This is a genomic window from Pedobacter chinensis (assembly GCF_003339865.1).
Classification (GTDB): domain Bacteria; phylum Bacteroidota; class Bacteroidia; order Sphingobacteriales; family Sphingobacteriaceae; genus Pedobacter; species Pedobacter chinensis.
Genome location: NZ_QPKV01000003.1, coordinates 523,747 through 540,924 on the forward strand (window position 1 = coordinate 523,747; position 17,178 = coordinate 540,924).

The following is a 17,178-nucleotide window of genomic DNA, read 5'->3' on the forward strand; positions in this document are numbered from 1 at the left end:
ACTTATACAACTTACTTTATGTTATATGTATTATGAAAGTTATTTATTCAACTTTTCTTTAAAAAAACGTTTAAACCTTTTCCATAAATTCCCTTTTCTATTGGCTAAGAAATTTTTAATGGTTTGATAAGCTTTCTTATCTTCTTCAATTACATCAGGGAATTGCGTAATTGGTTTGGGGTTAATAATCACATTATAAATATCATTAATTCCTGAATGTACACCAGTTCCATCATGGCCGATATTATTAACTAAAGATTGAGCGGGATTTAATGTCAGTCCGCCTTTTAAAAAGATAGATGCATACCAACGGATGGCCCAGCTATTGTTTTTGCCTTTTTTAAACTCTTGCATCTGTTTCCAGAAATTCATTTTGTTTTCAATGGAGAAAGCCGATCTTTTCTTTTTATCGAATTGTTTAAGGAGTACATCAATGTTTGGCTCAAAATTTTTCCAGGCTCTTCCCCAGGTGGCCCAGCCCCAGCTGGTTGCGGCCCGATAGAAAAATGATTGAGGTAAATCATTTGCTTTTAAAGGGTACATATAAGCACCGATGTGCATTACTTTTTCCTGGTTTCGGAAGCGACTTAAAGCATCATTAAAATAAGTCAGTGTGTGTGGCGAAGTAATCAAATCATCTTCAAAAACAATAACCTGATTATAATCATTAATTAGCATTGTTACACCTTCAATTACGGCGTTTGCTAATCCTGCATTCTCCTTACGTTCAAAAACTTTTACCGATTTAAAACCATCAGTTTTATTAATGATGGCTCTAACCTCTGCAACCTTTTCCTCATCATTTGAAGATTTTGCCCCATCTGAAAAAATGAATAACCTGCTATCATTTGCAAGGTCATTTTGTTGCAAAAACTTAATTGTTCGCTCGGTATGTTTTGGGCGATTGTAAACGAAAAGGGCAATTGGGGCAAGGTTTTGCATCGTTGTTTTTTTACCATTTAAGGAATGTAATTCTTAATATTACCTTTCAGCATTTTGCTGAATGATTTCAGATATTTCTTTTATCAATTAAATCCTGAATAAATTTACCTCGTAGCTTTCCGCTTTGCTACAGGTCAGGATGATGGCAATTTTGTGGCTTCTTCCTCAATTTTTAAAATATCTGCAGATTTTGGTCTGATTTTTTAGTTAAAACGGTATAGGCATTAGCAAATTGTTCCTGCTTTTTTCTACCCAATAAATTGCCTAATGTTTTCTTGATTCTGTATTCGAGCTCAATCTTTAAGTTTTTAGTGAAAGTTTTCGGTGCTTTTCTGTTCACAAATTCATTAAACTTTACTGTTTCTGGTGCCGTTATCGAAACTTTATCTTCCAAAATTTCCAAACCTTCACTTTGTAATAAAAACCTTAGCAAAGTTGGTGTATACATATTGATGTGTCCATAATCCAGGAAATGTTTTACCCGGTTATCTACACCAAAACGATAATCTTTTGGCACCTCTACAACAATGAACTGTGCAACTCTTTTAAGTTCACGAATCAGAACTCTTTCGTGTTCCACATGTTCCAAAACATGGGCAAGAATTATTAAATCAAAGCTATCGTCATCATACGGAATTTTATAACCATCAAAAGTCCGAGCCTCTTTAAGTCTGGAAAGTTTTCTGTCGTTGATGATATCCACACCACTTTGTGCAATCTCTAAAGCGTAAAGTTCAGGTGCAAAATTCCAGTCGTTCAAGTAATGCAAAATACTGCCGTCACCAGCTCCAATTTCTAAAACTTTTTGAGGTTTAATACCTTTGCAAACCTCTATAATGTTTTTTGCTTTGTATTTTGCTCCGAGCATGCGCCAGGCTACATCGCTATTTGTATAAAAGTTGTCGTATGCTGTTTTAACCTCTTCACTTAACATCACATTCTGATTAAATACCTAAACAGTTATCCGTTTTGTAGAAAACCGAAGTTGCTTTTTCATAAAAGAAACCAGGAGAAATCCCACTAAAACTTAGCTCTTTAAAGCCTTTTTCTTTTAAAAAAATACGTGCGGGGTGGTAAAATTCCCGCTCACTATCATCTAAAATTAAAACGCCGTTTGATGAAAGGGCTTCGATACTGTATTTACAACAATTCACACGATCTCTGCCATCAACAATGATGATGTCGAATTTTCTATCCAATAAAGTGGCTTTCTTTGCATATTCGCCGTCTTGCTCAAGTTTACAGAAAATCATTTCTGCATTGGCCGGACTGTTATTTTTAACTTTATCAAACCAGCTTTCATCATGCTCTACAGAAGTTACCGATCCTGCTCTTTCGGCATAGAAAATAGTAGAACTGCCTGAACCATATTCGAAAATGTGCTGTGTTTTATTTATTCTTTCCTTAATAAAATCGATAAAGGAATAGGTAACCCAGGGCAAGGCTTTCCCTTCTCTGTCCACAGCTTGTTTTTGATCAAAGGCTGTAAACCAACCGATGCTGTTTAAATAACCTTTGTGTCCGTATGATAGTAATGCTTTTAGCCTGCTGGGCTTTGCAATTAATGTTTTTAAAGCTTTTAATGTGCTCAACGTTTAAATATTTTTTGAAATGCAGTAATCAAAAATAATGATTTTAACATCATTATTCCTTGTTGGCGAGTTTTTGGAATTAATAAGATGAAAAAAGTAGAGATGAAACATGCAATCAGCGTTGCAATTGATGCACCAATACCGGCATATTTGGGAATCAGCCAAAGGTTTAAAAGAATGTTGACAAGGGCTCCTGCAGCTGTACGATAAAAAGCAATTTTAGTATAGCCCTCAGCAATTAGATACTGTGAACTTGCACTTCCTAAAAAAACAAATACCCCAGACCAGATATGTATTGAAAGCATTGCCCCTGCTCCTTCAAATTTATTTGAATATAAAAGATGTATAATGAAGTCGGCAGTAAAGCTGATAAAAATACCAACAGGAAGACAAATATAAACCAGCAGATCATATAAGTTTCCTAATCTTTTATGGTAACGTTCAATGTCTGTTTTCCTGGCATTTATTAATGCGGGAAAAACAGAGGTAACAATAGCAACCGGAATAAAATACCAGGCTTCACTTAAATTCGCGGCTGCACTGTAAATCCCAACAGCTTTACTTCCAGCTTCTTTGAGCATTACAACATCAATCTTCATGTAAATGGAAACCATCACAGCGGATAGAATTAATGGAGAAGATTGTTTCAACAGAGATTTTGCACGATCAGGGTTAAAATTCCATCGAAAAATATTAAACCCTCTCTTTTGATAAATAATCACTAAACCTAAAGCCAGTATAAAACCATCAAATACTAAAGCAAGTACAATATAAATTAATGGCAATCCTAAATAAATAAGAATCAGCTTAACAACTGCCGAAATAATCAGGCAAATGTTTTGAACCTGAACAACATATTTAGATTGAACTTGCGATTGAAAGTAAGCATCAATGACGTTGAAAGATTTAAAAAAAGAAGCTAGGGCAAGCAACCCAACCATTATTGTTAATGGTTCACCTGGATTTTTGGATATTTTATGACTAATATAGTAAATGGCCATCGCAATTGGAATTGCAGCAGCATTCGTAATAAGCCTTAACCATAAAGATGTTCCTAAAATCTCATCTCTTTTTGCCGGCTCCTTAATAATTTCTCTTATGATAAAAGTATCAAGGCCAAGAGCTCCGATTGCGGCTAATATTGCTACTAATGAGAGACCAAAATTGAGGTCGCCAAATAAATCGGGGCCTAAATATCTGGCTATAAACAAACCGACAATCAAACTCAGTACCTTACCAAACATCAACCAACCCGTATTTTTTAAATACTTGTTAAATGCCTCTTCATCGAAACCTTTTATGGCGGGTAATTTCATTAGCGCAAATATGTAAAAAAATGTGCGTTAATTAGCTGAGTGGTGCAATAACCTCAAATGAAGAGATAATTTTAACGCCGGAAACTCTTCTCTATTCTATCTAACTGTTTTAAATGATGTTTAAGGTGGATCTCAATAAACCTGAGCCATTGTTTAGCATTTAAATAGCCCATGCGAGGATGTTTTGTCTTAATTTTTTGGTCTGCTGAGGCTATCAGTGGATAAATATCCACCAACGATTTCTCGAATTCTAAAATCAAGTCTAAAGCTTCTAATTTATTTATTTTTTTAACACGGTCTGCCAGTCTTGTTGGTACCTTATATTTCTTCGCCGGAGGAAAAGAACCGAAAAACAAAACGAGTTTAACGGCAAAATGCGTTGGTTTGTTTTCCCCTTTACCTTTTGTACAACGATCTAAAGCCATTAATGATAATAAACTTGCATCAAAAATATGCGAATAAACTTCGCTGTAACTCCAGCCATTTACAGGTGGTGTAACCTGAAAAATTTCATCGGTATAATAAGAAAGTTTGGTTTTATAGGCATCAACAATTTTGTGTATTGATGCTTTTACTTTTGCTGGTGCCATTGAATAAAGATAAACTAATTACTCATTCTCCAAAAACTTTAAAAACCAATAAATTCAAATGTCTCAGCAGCATAAACCAGTGCCAAAACATAAACGAAAAAGGTGTCTAAAAAAGTTTTAATAATTCTTTAAGATGAGTGATTTGTTTATTTACATCTGCAGGTGTTTCTTTTCCCATTGGATTAAAGAAAATTGCTTCCATCCCAAAATTGAGCGCGCCATAAATATCAGCTTCCAGGCTATCGCCAATCATTATGCTTTCTTGTTTTGCTGCTTTTGCCTTATCTAAAGCATATTCAAAAATGATTGGGTCTGGCTTATTAACACCAACATCTTCAGAAATAATCACATTTTCAAAATATGGGTTTAGGTTGGATAAACTCATTTTTGTTAAGGTGGTTTCTTTAAATCCGTTTGAAATGATGTGTAGTGTATATTTCTGCTGAAGGTAATTTAATACATGATCTGCATCCTCGAATAAATTGGTTTTGGTGGGAGAGATGCTTACATAATCATCTTCAAATTGATGAGGAACAGCATCTGGATGAACGCCCAGCTGAATAAAAGTTTTGCTAAATCGCTGCGACCTCAAAAAATCTTTTGTGATTTTTCCTAAATGATAGTCGGCCCAAAGCTGATGGTTGTTTTCTGTATATTTTGAAATGAAGTCGGAGCAGGATTTAAGTCCAAGTTCATCTAGTTTATAAGTATGGTAAAGCTCATTAAGCGTTTCTTCTGCGTTGCGATCAAAATCCCAGATGGTATGATCAAGATCAAAGAAGATGTGTTTTTTCATTGGCAATGATTTTTACAAAGGTAGGTTAATGTTCCTGATTTATAAATAATCATACGTTTTTGAATTCAATTCCTCAATTAGTTCTTCATCCATATATTGATATTCGCCGGGAATATTTAGCGTAATGATTTTCTTATCCATAATTTCATTGCCGAATTTTTCTTCAATTCTTTGCCTGTGTTTCTTTTCCAAAGATTAAATCGGCCCAAATAATGTGTTTGGCATTCAGTTTAACCTTTGCTGATGGCTCGGTTCCTGCGGAACGAATTTGATGTTCAGGATGATTTTTATAAACGGTTTCAGCGGTTGCACTTCGCCATTTATTTCTACTGCATACAAATAGAATATTCATTTCAAATCCTGCTATTCAAAATCCCGTTCACACTTTTTCTCCATAAGCCAGGTCTCCTGCATCACCCAAACCCGGAACAATGTATGATTTACTGGTCATTTCCTCATCAATTGCACCAAACCAAAGTTTAGCTTTAGGAAGGTTTGCCCTCACATGTGCCACGCCTTCGGTACTGGCAATTGCCGCTACAATATGTAATTCGGCAAGTTTATACCGGTTAATCAGTTCCTTGCAACACATCACCATGCTTTGTCCTGTAGCAAGCATAGGGTCGGCCATAATCAATATCTTTCCATCCAGATCTGGTGTTGAGATGTAATCCATTTGAATAATAAAGCCTCCGCTTTTTTTCACTTTCCGGTAAGCAGAGATGAAGCAGCATTCCGATTTATCAAAAATATTCAATAATCCTTGTTGTAATGGTAAACCAGCTCTTAAAATAGTTGCCAGTACAGGTTGCTGCTCCAAAACAGCGCAGGGTGAAACGCCCAAAGGAGTCGTAATATCTTTAGTGATGTATTTTAATGATTTACTGATTTCGTAAGCAAAAAATTCACCAATCCGCTCTAGGTTTTTTCTGAAACGCATACTATCCTTCTGAATATTTTCATCCCGCATTTCTGCGATAAAGGTGTTGGCTATGGATTTTGTTTTGCTAAGATCGAAAGTCATCATATATATCCCCTCTTTATTATAATGGGTTAAAAGCATGTTTTGTTTAAATTTAATGTTTTTAGTCCATTAACGAATATAATTTCGGTAGATATTTGAAGGTACGGTAGTTTTCTGTTGGATGAAGGTAAATTAATTTATAATTTAGTTTTTTCAGCTTACTAAATCGTATTAGTAAATGAAACTAACCAAATCCTAACCTTTATTAACTTAAAAATGAGCTCAGCTAAACTGATTAAAACCATATTCACTGCTTCTTTTATTATAATTGTCAGTTCCGGTTTTTTGCGAGCGCAGCGAAAAGCGCTTGGTATCAAGTCAGAATTGGAAATGATGACTAATATTTCAACTCTTCCAAAATATACTGATGCGGTTGTAAAGCAATACTCATCCTATGATACAACAGGTAATAACGATGATGGTTTTAGTGGAAAATATTCCTTCATTCGGAAAAATGCCGATAGCAGTTTGGTTATTTTTGAAGATAAAGGCGCAGGAGTAATTAACCGTATCTGGACACCCACACCAACAAATGATATTATCGATTTTTATTTTGATGGAAGCAAAAAGCCATCTTACTCCATCAAGTTTTCTGATCTGTTTTCGGGTAAGGTTTATCCGTTCAATCTGCCGCTTTGTGGCAATCAGGTAGGTGGATATTTCTGCTATTTTCCTGTTCCTTATAAAAATGGTTGTAAGGTTGTTTTCAGAGGTAAGAAACTGGAGTTTTATCAAATCCAATACCGGAATTTCGGAAAAACTGCAACCGTTAAAACTTTTGATGCTAAATTATCAGCTGATGAAAAATCAGCTTTGGAGAAGGTTTCTGCTACCTGGGCCGACTTAAGAAAAGATATACTCAACAGCCAGGAAATCGAGACGTTACTAGTCGATAAAACGATCAATGCCGGAGAAAGTGTATCATTAATAAATATGGATAAAGCAGGTCGGTTTTTAGGATTTGAACTTGAAAATGCAAAACAGTTTGAAGGATTAAATAAGCTGATTGATATTAAAATAACATGGGATGATGAGAGCCAGCCAGCAGTATGCTTACCTCTGGCCGATTTTTTTGGTTATGCTTTTGGCAAAGTTTCTATGCAAAGTTTAATTACTGGCACTGCAAAAAACGTTAACTATTGTTATTTCCCAATGCCGTTTGATAAAAGTGCAAAGGTTGAGTTGATTTACAGAAAGGGGCCAGCTAACGTTTTTGCTGAATCATTAAAAATTAAAGGTAAATGGTACTATGCAGCCAAACCGCGTGAACCTAAAACGGAGGGCAAATTATATGTTTATTGGAACAGCAATAAAAATGCAGCACCTGGTCAACCACATATTTTTTTACAGGGAGAAGGAAGAGGGCATTATGTTGGAACAATTTTACAGGCTCAGGGTTTAAACCCCGGAATGACTTTGTTTTTTGAGGGCGACGATTACACCGCAATAGATGGAGAAATGACTATGCATGGAACAGGCTCAGAAGACTATTTTAACGGTGGTTGGTATGCTTTACTGGATCGGTGGGACCGCAAAATGAGCCTGCCGCTTCATGGCTCATTGGATTACTCACTCCCATTCAGCCGTACGGGTGGTTATCGGTTGTTTTTGACCGATAAAATGCCTTTCCAAAAAAGCATTTTACATACCATTGAGCATGGGCCGGAACAGAATAATAAACCGGCCGATTATACCTCAGTTGCTTTCTATTATGCTGATAAGGCCATTTCATCATCTGCAAAACCAACAGATGAAAACACAACGGTTTTCCTTCCGGATACCATGATGGTTTATCCTCAACTAATGAGTTTCAGTTTTAATGGTCAGGCAACTATCGATGGAAATAACTTTATCGCTAAAAATGGTGCTCAGATCAGAATTGATTTACAAGAAATACCAAATGGGAAATATAAGCTCTATGCAGATTTGGAAATGGCCCCGGACGGTGCTGAAGTTACCCTCTGGCAGCGACAAACGCAGGTAAGTGAACCGATTTCATTTTACAGTGCGAAGAAAGAATCAAAAAAGAAAATGTTTTTGTGCGATATCAGCATTAATGAATTTAGCAATACAATAACCTTGCATTTTAAAAACGATCACGATAAAAACAGACTAAATATTAGCAGGCTTATTCTGGTGAAAAATTAGTGCTTTAATTTCCGGCATAACTAATCATTTCATTGAAAGCGGTCTTTAGTTTTTTGTATTTTAAATTGTCTGAAAGACTTCGTAATTGCCAGTTGCTTAAGAATTGTCCGTTCACAAATTTTACCGAATCAACATAGTGTTTAACTGATTTGTTAATGGTTTCCAATCCCATATATTGAAGAACGGAATCATTGATGCAATACGATTTAACCAATAATGGTGTTACTTTTTCAAGTTGTAAATCGTACCAGTTGAAAGGTGTGCAAGTCCCTGCTCTAAATCCGGAAATTTCAGGATATCCCATCGAGTAATCTGATGTAATGCCTGAATTAAGTAAGTTGAGGTAACAAATGGGGAATTTTAAAACCTCTAACTGTTGGCTGCTAAGGTTTACCTGCTCCGGTAAAATTTTTTTGAGCATGAACAAACCTTCTTTTATTTCATTTATTTTTTCTTTATCACTCGCACAGGGTCTTAGCAACCCAACGCTTTTGTTTGTCAAAACTCTGGAAACACCATTCACGCTAATGTAATCATTTGGAACTTTTGGAAAGTTGATGAAAAATATAGGATTGGTTTTTCTTCTTTCAAATGTTTTTCCGAGATCTGTTAACACCGTTTCATTTTTGATTCCCAAACCCGTGAGGCGATCAAATTTTGTGCTTAAATATCTGTTTTCTTTATTAAGTACAGCATTGAAAAGAAATTTAGTTCGGTTTAAGATGCCGCTGGGAATATTTGGCGTAATGGTAAAGTTTATGCTGGGCTGATTAACGAAAAGCTTATCGTGGAATTTAAAGTTCGGATGTTTCTTTCGGATGATATTCTTAATGAGAAAAGCCCATTCATCAATAATCGGTCGCTCTAATATTTTCCATTTATACTGATAACTCTTGTTTGCCTTAAAATCCTCATTTGTTCTTTTTTGATGAAGATATTCTTCATATCTGCTGATCATAAAGAATGAAGCTGCAAATACATCAAAAGGAAATGGAGAGTTTTGAACAGGAAATGGCGCCTGATATTCGCCAAATAAGGTTGTCCTGATATTTAATTCATCAACTTTGTTGGAAAACAATATCGAAGTACTTTTAAAGAAAATCTCATCAGCCAATGGTTGTTCTCCATAACTGATTTTAACTTGATCGCTCTGTAAAAAATGCTGAACATTGCCGGTAAATTCGACTTCTGCTTTGAGAATATCCTTGAAAATAAAATTAAAGATATATTTTATCCTCGGTGTTAAAATGGATGAGAAGATAATTAAATGCATAACTTATTTAAACAATTTGGGCAATGTATAACTAAGATTATAAACAATTTTCCCAGCAGATGTGATCTCCTTATTAACGGGATATTAAAATTAATGGTATTTTAACACCGATTTAATATCTAATATAAAAATTACAATTAAAAGTTTGCGCTGAACTTCTGATCAGGATATAGAATTTTGGTGCTTTTACGGGTTTGTCCCTTCACAATATGGACTATACTCATCTGATCTTCAAACAGGTCGTAGAGAATGGTATCTGTAATTTCAATGGTTTTTAAAGTTTGCACTTTTTCTACCTCCAGATAAATGTTTGTAGCTTCATGATCAATCTCAAAACCAACGTAATTAAGGGCTAAAGGCTTGCCATTAGCTTTGATTTGTAAATGAGATATAAGATATTTTTTGACAATATCATCCATTGCAGCTTTCATTGACGGGTTCGATAAATCAGTTTTTTGTTTATAAAGCTTAGCCAAAATGGATTCGAAATCATCAGTGAAAATTCTGCAGCTAATTTCCAGTGTCTTATCTTTTTGATTGAAATTTATTTCAGTTGTGCTTACATGCAAAGGATGTTTTATACCAGCAGAAGCCGTAAGGCAGGTACAGAAGATAAGTAGCAGGAATATTTTTACTTTATACATGAACAGCATTTTATTTGTTTTCCAAAAAGAATCAACAGACAAAGCTACAACATAAATCACTACTTTATAAAGTGATCATGCGTTTTGACTATCAAGTATCAGCTTGGTTAATGGAATTGATACATGAATGAAAGGTTCAAGCAGGAAAAAGGTAACATTTTCAGTAATTTCACTGATGTTTTTTTAGAAATGATCACTTTTTGGAATTATTAATTTAATTTTAAGCTATAAAATATCACATTCCCCGTTAGCTAGCTAAGATTATTCATGCCGTTACAAGATTTTGTTTTTTATTTTAAATTAGGTTGGGCGCATATTATCAGTTCCGATGCTTTGGATCATCAACTATTTATTTTAGCTCTTGTAGCCATTTATAGTTACACCAATCTGAAACAGGTGTTGATTTTAGTAACCGCTTTTACTATCGGACATTCACTAACCTTACTTTTAAGCGTAATGGATGTATTGCGTTTTGATAGCAAATGGGTAGAGTTTTTAATTCCCTGTACCATTGTGATTACTGCGGTAAGTAATTTATTCAGGAAAAATTTTTCGATGAAATCGGTAAAGATCAATTACTTTTTGGCACTCGGTTTTGGATTGATACATGGAATGGGTTTTGCAAACTCCATCAGAATAATGTTGGCGAAAGATCAAAACATTGGCTGGGGTTTATTTGGTTTTAATGTTGGGTTAGAAGCCGGCCAGATTTTTATGGTCATTATTATTCTGCTCATCACATTTATAATTTTTAATTATACCAGAATAAAACGCTTAAGTTGGGTTTTATTTATATCGGCAGCCGTATTTAGCCTGGCTTTAAAAATGGCTTTAGAGAGAATTCCTTTTTAACTAACTATAATGATGAATAAACTGTTTACATTAACCGGCCTGCTGCTTTTTTCAGGGATTTTGGCTACGGCCCAAAACATTCAAAATAATCCTGGCAGTAACCATGGCAATAAATTCGAACAATTGGGCACAATTTTGCCAACGCCCAATGAGCAACGTACAGCAAGCGGTGCCCCTGGGGTAAAATACTGGCAACAACGTGCTGATTACAATATCAAGTGCGAATTGGATGAGAAAAATTTGCTTTTAACAGGATCAGAAACCATAACCTATACCAATAATTCTCCCGATCCATTAACTTATATCTGGTTGCAGCTAGATGAAAATGAGCATAGCACAAGCAAAAATGCCAACTATCAGGATGCAACCAAAATGCCTGCTCTTGGAACTACTCAAAATCTGGATCAATTAAGTACCAGGACAGATAATGGTTATGGAATTAATATTACCAAATTAACCGATGCCACTGGTAAAAGCTTAAAATATACGGTAAATAAAACCATGATGAGGGTTGATTTGCCAGTTGCTTTAAGAACCGGACAAAAACTCATCTTCAACATTGATTGGAATTATAAAATTACCGATAGAATGAGTGTTGGCGGTCGTGGTGGCTATGAATTTTTTCCAGCTGATGGAAACTATTTGTTTACAATGACACAATGGTATCCGCGTTTGTGCGTATATAGTGATTTTCAGGGATGGCAAAACCACCAGTTTACAGGCAGAGGGGAATTCGCTTTAACTTTTGGCGATTTCAAAGTGCAAATGACAGTTCCTGCCGATCACCTTGTAGGCTCTACAGGAGAATGTATCAATTACAGCGCTGTTTTATCTCCAACTCAATTGAACCGGTATAACACTGCAAAAACTGCAACTGCACCAGTAGAAATTCAAACACTTGCAGAAGCTAAAGTTGCAGAAACTAAAAAATCTACCGCTAAAAAAACCTGGGTTTTCAATGCAAATAATGTTCGTGATTTCGCCTGGACCTCTTCCCGCAAGTTTATCTGGGATGCCATGCCTCAAAAAATTGAAGCCAATAATAATACGGTAATGTGCATGAGTTTCTATGGAAAAGAAGCTTACAATTTATATAGCAAATTCTCTACCCGTGCGGTGGCGCATACCATTAAAACTTATTCTGATTTTACCATTCCTTACCCTTATCCTGTTGCACAAAGCATTGAAGCAGCAAATGGAATGGAATACCCGATGATTTGCTTTAACTATGGCCGTACCGATGCTGATGGAACTTATAGCGAAAGCACTAAAAACGGAATGTTGGGTGTAATCATCCATGAGGTTGGGCACAACTTTTTCCCGATGATTGTGAACAGCGATGAGCGCCAGTGGACCTGGATGGATGAAGGCTTAAACTCTTTTGTAGAATACCTTACTGAAGAACTTTGGGATAATAAATTCCCGAGTAAAAAAGGCCCTGCTTATACAATTGTTGATTACATGAAATTACCGAAAGATGAGCTTGAACCCATCATGACCAACTCTGAGAATATCGCACGTTTTGGTCCAAATGCATATTCTAAACCGGCAACAGGTTTAAACATTCTTCGCGAAACCATTATGGGGAGAGAATTATTTGACTATGCATTTAAAGAATATGCAAGAAGATGGGCTTTTAAACACCCTGAGCCAGCAGATTTATTCCGTACCATGGAAGATGCCAGCGGCGAAGATTTAGATTGGTTTTGGAGAGGTTGGTTCTACGGAACTGATCCTTGCGATATCTCTTTAGATAGTGTAAAATTTGCTAAAGCCGATTTTCCTAAAGAAATTCCGGCAGCGAGATCAAGAATGGTAAAAATTGATAAACCAGCGGTTAATGCTTTTGAAGATATTTCAAAAATCAGAAACCGTGAGGATAAAAAAATCAGCTTCTATGTAGATAAAAATACGGCCGCTCAGGATTTCTATTATAAATATGACAGAGGAATGGTCACAGTTGATACAACCACTGCAACAAAAGTAGAAATGGCTATGCCGCTTGAAGTTGTTCCCGCTGCAGAACAAAGTAAATATGAAAATAAATTTCTTTACGAATTGAGTTTTAGCAACAAAGGTGGTTTAGTGATGCCCATTATTGTAGAATTTACTTATAAAGATGGCACAAAAGAGATCGATCGTATTCCTGCTCAGATTTGGAGACATAATGAATTGAAAACTTCTAAATTCTATGTAAAAGATAAAGAAGTGGAGTCCATTTTGGTAGATCCGCTACGCGAAACCGCTGATATTGACACAAGCAACAACACCTGGGGTGGCCAGGCAAAAGAAAGCAAGTTTAAAATATATAAAATGAAAGCTGCGGGAACGGTAAGGGGGCAATCATCCGGAGCAAACCCAATGCAGAAAGCAACCGGTAAATAATGGTAATCATTAAACCGGTTGTTTAAGAGTTGACAACTTTCATGGCAAAAAGAAAGAAAGTTGTCAACTCTATAAGCCAAATTATAAAGAGCAGAGGTTTTTATTGAATTTGAGGCAAAATATTGAACAGAAAATGCCTGAGGTTGGTTACCACAATATCGTTTAGTGTAGTATATGTTTCGCTTTTAGGCGTAATAATATATTTATGTTTAGGCTCGAGATCTTGCGTACAATTTACGAAGCCCTTTGATACTGTTGGTGCATTCGATAACTTAATTTCTATACAAGCTATTGGTGCGATCCCTTGTACCAAAACCAGATCACATTCTGCTCCGGTTTGAGTACGATAAAAGAATAATTCGGTTTGTTTTGCTTTTACCTGATAAATTTGTTCAATTACATAGCCTTCCCAGGATGCACCAATTGCGGGATGGCCAAATAAATCGTTATAACCTGGAATGTTTAATAAACGATGTAATACTCCTGTATCCCGAATGTAAGTTTTTGGAGATTTTACCAATCGCTTTTTAGCATTTACGAACCAGGGCTGTAAACGTCTGATCAGATAGCCGCCCTCTAAAAAGTCCAGATATCTATTCACAGTTGGTGCGCTAACACCCAATGATCTTGCAAATGATTCTCCGTTAAATAAATTGCCGTTTAAATGGGCGAGCATACTCCAAAAATTTCTCAATAAGGTTGGAGCTAAATCTACCCCAAACATTTTCGCCAGATCTCTTTCTACATAACTTACTATAAAATCATCTATCCATTCTTTACTTAAGGCATCATTTTCAGACAAAAGTGATTCTGGGAAACCACCACGAAACCAATGTTGTTCATAACCTATGGTTTCAGGAAGTTCTGTTAACCCAATCGGGCTTAATTCGTTATAAGAGATTCTACCCGCTAATGTTTCTGAAACTCCCTTAACCAATTCTGGCGACGCAGAACCTAAAAGTATAAATCTTCTGGGAGTTCGTTTGGCATCAATTAAAGGGCGTAGTAAGGAAAATAACGTAGGTAATAATTGTACCTCATCGATAATCACCGTGCGATCTTGCAAACTTTCCAAAAAGGTATAGGCATCCTGTAGTTTGGCAAGATCTCTTGGATTTTCCATATCCAGATAGATATAGTCATTTTCAAGCTGCTTGGCTAATGTGGTTTTACCCACTTGCCTGGGCCCTAAAATAGCTATAGCCGGAGATTTTTTTAAACGATCTCTTAACTGCTTAGCTAAATTTCTGATAATTAACATACACAAATATATGAATTAACCTAGTAAATCAAAAGTTAAACTTTTGATTTACTAGGTTCGTGTAGAAGAGTTGACAACTTTCATTAACGAACGAGAAAGAAAGTTGTCAACTCTTTAACATATATTGTCACTTTCCCAACTTTCCTTACTTTCTCCTGTTTATTCATTAGTACCTGAAAATCATATATTCTTCCATGCTGTTTATGTTTTTATGATCGGAGGAGAAATCATCAAATTGATTTTAAGATCAATTTTGACTAAGTTTGAATACAACCATGAAATTTAAAATCACTTCAGAATATAAACCTACGGGAGATCAGCCAACGGCAATAAAGCAACTGGTTGATGGTGTAAATGCGAATGAACATTATCAAACCCTTTTAGGTGTTACAGGATCAGGAAAAACCTTTACTGTGGCCAATGTAATTGAGCAAACTCAAAAACCAACACTCATTTTAAGCCACAACAAAACCCTTGCAGCACAGCTTTATGGAGAGTTCAAGAACTTCTTTCCTGAAAATTCTGTTAACTATTTTGTTTCCTATTATGATTATTACCAGCCTGAAGCATTTATCGCATCAAGTAATACTTATATCGAGAAAGATTTAAGCATTAACGAAGAGATTGAGAAACTTCGTTTGCGCACTACATCATCATTAATGAGTGGCAGGAGAGATATTATTGTGGTTTCTTCCATTTCCTGTATTTATGGTATGGGAAATCCTGAAGATTTTTCCCGTATGGTTTTCCGTTTTGGTGTTGGCCTGAGGATTTCAAGAAATGCATTTCTACATAGTTTGGTAGAAATTTTATATTCCCGTACCACAACCGAATTTAAACGTGGAACCTTTAGGGTTAAAGGTGATACGGTTGATGTTTATCCTGCATATCTGGATCATGCTTATCGAATCTCTTTTTTTGGAGATGACATAGAAGAACTTTCTGCTATTGATCCTGTTTCGGGGAAAACGCTGGAAAAACTGGAAGACATGGCCATTTACCCGGCCAATCTTTTCGTTACTCCAAAAGACCGGTTCAATCAATCGATCTGGGGGATACAGGAGGAATTAGAAATCAGGAAAAACCAATTAATTGCCGACCGGCATTTGCTTGAGGCAAAACGATTGGAAGAACGAACCAATTTCGACATCGAAATGATGAAAGAATTGGGTTATTGTTCGGGTATTGAGAACTACTCCCGCTTTTTTGATGGCAGACAGCCAGGAATGCGTCCGTTCTGTTTATTAGATTATTTTCCGGATGATTACCTGATGGTCATTGATGAAAGCCATGTAACCGTTCCGCAGATCAGGGCAATGTATGGTGGTGACAGATCCCGTAAACTTTCATTGGTAGAATATGGTTTTCGTTTGCCTGCTGCATTGGATAACAGACCACTGAATTTTAATGAATTTGAAGCTTTGGCACCGCAAACCATTTACGTAAGTGCAACGCCGGCCGAATATGAATTAGAAAAATCGGAAGGAGTGGTGGTTGAACAGGTAATCCGACCGACAGGTTTGCTGGATCCGGTAATTGAAATCCGACCAGCCATAAATCAGGTAGATGATTTGTTAGATGAAATTGATTTAACCATAAAAGAGGGTGGACGTATTTTGGTAACCACCTTAACCAAACGCATGGCGGAGGAATTGACCAAATATTTAGATCGCCTGAATATCAAAACAAGATACATTCATTCGGAAATCAAAACATTGGAACGCGTAGAAATTCTTCGTGGATTACGCTTAGGCGAGTTTGATGTTTTAGTCGGAATCAACTTACTCCGCGAGGGCCTGGATTTGCCGGAAGTTACCTTGGTAGCCATTCTGGATGCTGATAAGGAAGGTTTTTTACGTTCTGAAAAATCATTGATCCAAACCATTGGTCGTGCTGCCCGTAATGATCGTGGACGTGTGATTATGTATGCCGATGGAATTACCGACAGCATGGAGAAAACCATCGATGAAACCAATCGTCGTAGAGAAAAACAAATTGCCTATAACCTGGAACATGGTATCACGCCAAAAACGGTTGGTAAATCCCGTGAAGCTATTTTAGAGCAAACCTCTGTATTGGATTTCTCTCAAAAAGCAAGTGATAATAAAGCCAGGGCGTATGTAGAAAACGCCGAAATTAGCATAGCTGCAGATCCGATTGTACAATATATGGGTAAGGCAGAGCTGCAAAAAGCCATCGACAATACCAGAAAAGATATGCAGAAAGCCGCAAAAGAAATGGATTTCTTACAAGCAGCTAAACTCCGTGATGAAATGTTTGCTTTGGAGAAAATGTATAATGAAAAATTCGCGAAGTAACGTTTTAGTTTAAAAGCATTTATTGTGGAGTTTTTGG

Annotated in this window: 15 protein-coding genes; 4 read left to right on the forward strand and 11 right to left on the reverse strand. The window is 36.2% G+C overall.

Annotated elements, in window-relative coordinates; genetic code table 11:
- Positions 1 to 39: 39 nt before the first annotated feature.
- The 8 genes from DU508_RS07580 to upp form a co-directional block, all read right to left on the reverse strand.
- Positions 40 to 942 (reverse strand): glycosyltransferase, encoded by a 903-nt coding sequence (locus DU508_RS07580; protein ID WP_115402228.1) that lies wholly within the window; start codon positions 940 to 942, stop codon positions 40 to 42.
- Positions 943 to 1,114: 172 nt separating this feature from the next.
- Positions 1,115 to 1,876, reverse strand: a complete 762-nt coding sequence (locus tag DU508_RS07585) for a class I SAM-dependent methyltransferase (protein WP_115402229.1) — start codon at positions 1,874 to 1,876, stop codon at positions 1,115 to 1,117.
- 10 nt (positions 1,877 to 1,886) lie between these two features.
- Entirely contained in the window at positions 1,887 to 2,534 is a 648-nt protein-coding gene (locus DU508_RS07590) for an O-methyltransferase (RefSeq protein WP_115402230.1), read from the reverse strand.
- Positions 2,531 to 3,850: a flippase gene (locus tag DU508_RS07595; RefSeq protein ID WP_115402231.1), complete on the reverse strand. Its 1,320-nt coding sequence runs from the start codon at positions 3,848 to 3,850 to the stop codon at positions 2,531 to 2,533. Before DU508_RS07595 ends, DU508_RS07590 begins: the two co-directional genes overlap by 4 nt.
- Before the next feature lie 71 nt (positions 3,851 to 3,921).
- On the reverse strand, positions 3,922 to 4,440 hold the full coding sequence (locus DU508_RS07600) for a DinB family protein (RefSeq protein ID WP_115402232.1): 519 nt from the start codon (positions 4,438 to 4,440) through the stop codon (positions 3,922 to 3,924).
- A 106-nt stretch (positions 4,441 to 4,546) separates the two neighbouring features.
- The gene (locus DU508_RS07605; protein ID WP_115402233.1) at positions 4,547 to 5,236 is read right to left on the reverse strand and encodes a YjjG family noncanonical pyrimidine nucleotidase; all 690 of its coding nucleotides are present in this window, start codon (positions 5,234 to 5,236) and stop codon (positions 4,547 to 4,549) included.
- Between the two features lie 163 nt (positions 5,237 to 5,399).
- Positions 5,400 to 5,588, reverse strand: coding sequence for a hypothetical protein (locus DU508_RS24040; protein WP_233509410.1), 189 nt, complete (start codon positions 5,586 to 5,588; stop codon positions 5,400 to 5,402).
- 27 nt (positions 5,589 to 5,615) lie between these two features.
- Positions 5,616 to 6,260 carry a uracil phosphoribosyltransferase gene (upp, locus tag DU508_RS07615; RefSeq protein WP_115402718.1) on the reverse strand — a complete coding sequence of 215 codons (645 nt, stop codon included), beginning with the start codon at positions 6,258 to 6,260 and terminating at the stop codon, positions 5,616 to 5,618.
- 216 nt (positions 6,261 to 6,476) lie between these two features.
- Here upp and DU508_RS07620 point away from each other — a divergent pair, with 216 nt between their 5' ends.
- Positions 6,477 to 8,408, forward strand: coding sequence for a glycoside hydrolase family 172 protein (locus DU508_RS07620; protein ID WP_115402234.1), 1,932 nt, complete (start codon positions 6,477 to 6,479; stop codon positions 8,406 to 8,408).
- Between the two features lie 4 nt (positions 8,409 to 8,412).
- Here DU508_RS07620 and DU508_RS07625 read toward each other — a convergent pair whose 3' ends face one another.
- Positions 8,413 to 9,681 (reverse strand): DUF7033 domain-containing protein, encoded by a 1,269-nt coding sequence (locus DU508_RS07625; protein ID WP_115402235.1) that lies wholly within the window; start codon positions 9,679 to 9,681, stop codon positions 8,413 to 8,415.
- Between the two features lie 137 nt (positions 9,682 to 9,818).
- Complete coding sequence (locus tag DU508_RS07630) at positions 9,819 to 10,325, reverse strand: DUF6702 family protein (protein ID WP_147273600.1); 507 nt, start codon at positions 10,323 to 10,325, stop codon at positions 9,819 to 9,821.
- Positions 10,326 to 10,592: 267 nt separating this feature from the next.
- Here DU508_RS07630 and DU508_RS07635 point away from each other — a divergent pair, with 267 nt between their 5' ends.
- Together DU508_RS07635 and DU508_RS07640 are read left to right on the forward strand one after the other, a co-directional pair.
- Complete coding sequence (locus tag DU508_RS07635; protein WP_115402237.1) at positions 10,593 to 11,177, forward strand: HupE/UreJ family protein; 585 nt, start codon at positions 10,593 to 10,595, stop codon at positions 11,175 to 11,177.
- A 9-nt stretch (positions 11,178 to 11,186) separates the two neighbouring features.
- Entirely contained in the window at positions 11,187 to 13,562 is a 2,376-nt protein-coding gene (locus DU508_RS07640) for a M1 family metallopeptidase (RefSeq protein WP_233509414.1), read from the forward strand.
- 100 nt (positions 13,563 to 13,662) lie between these two features.
- On the opposite strand, the gene DU508_RS07645 is transcribed toward DU508_RS07640, so the two are convergent.
- Complete coding sequence (locus tag DU508_RS07645; RefSeq protein ID WP_115402238.1) at positions 13,663 to 14,823, reverse strand: ATP-binding protein; 1,161 nt, start codon at positions 14,821 to 14,823, stop codon at positions 13,663 to 13,665.
- A gap of 275 nt (positions 14,824 to 15,098) precedes the next feature.
- On the opposite strand from DU508_RS07645, the gene uvrB reads away from it, so the two are divergent.
- Positions 15,099 to 17,141: an excinuclease ABC subunit UvrB gene (gene uvrB, locus DU508_RS07650; RefSeq protein ID WP_115402239.1), complete on the forward strand. Its 2,043-nt coding sequence runs from the start codon at positions 15,099 to 15,101 to the stop codon at positions 17,139 to 17,141.
- The last annotated feature ends 37 nt before the right edge of the window (positions 17,142 to 17,178 follow it).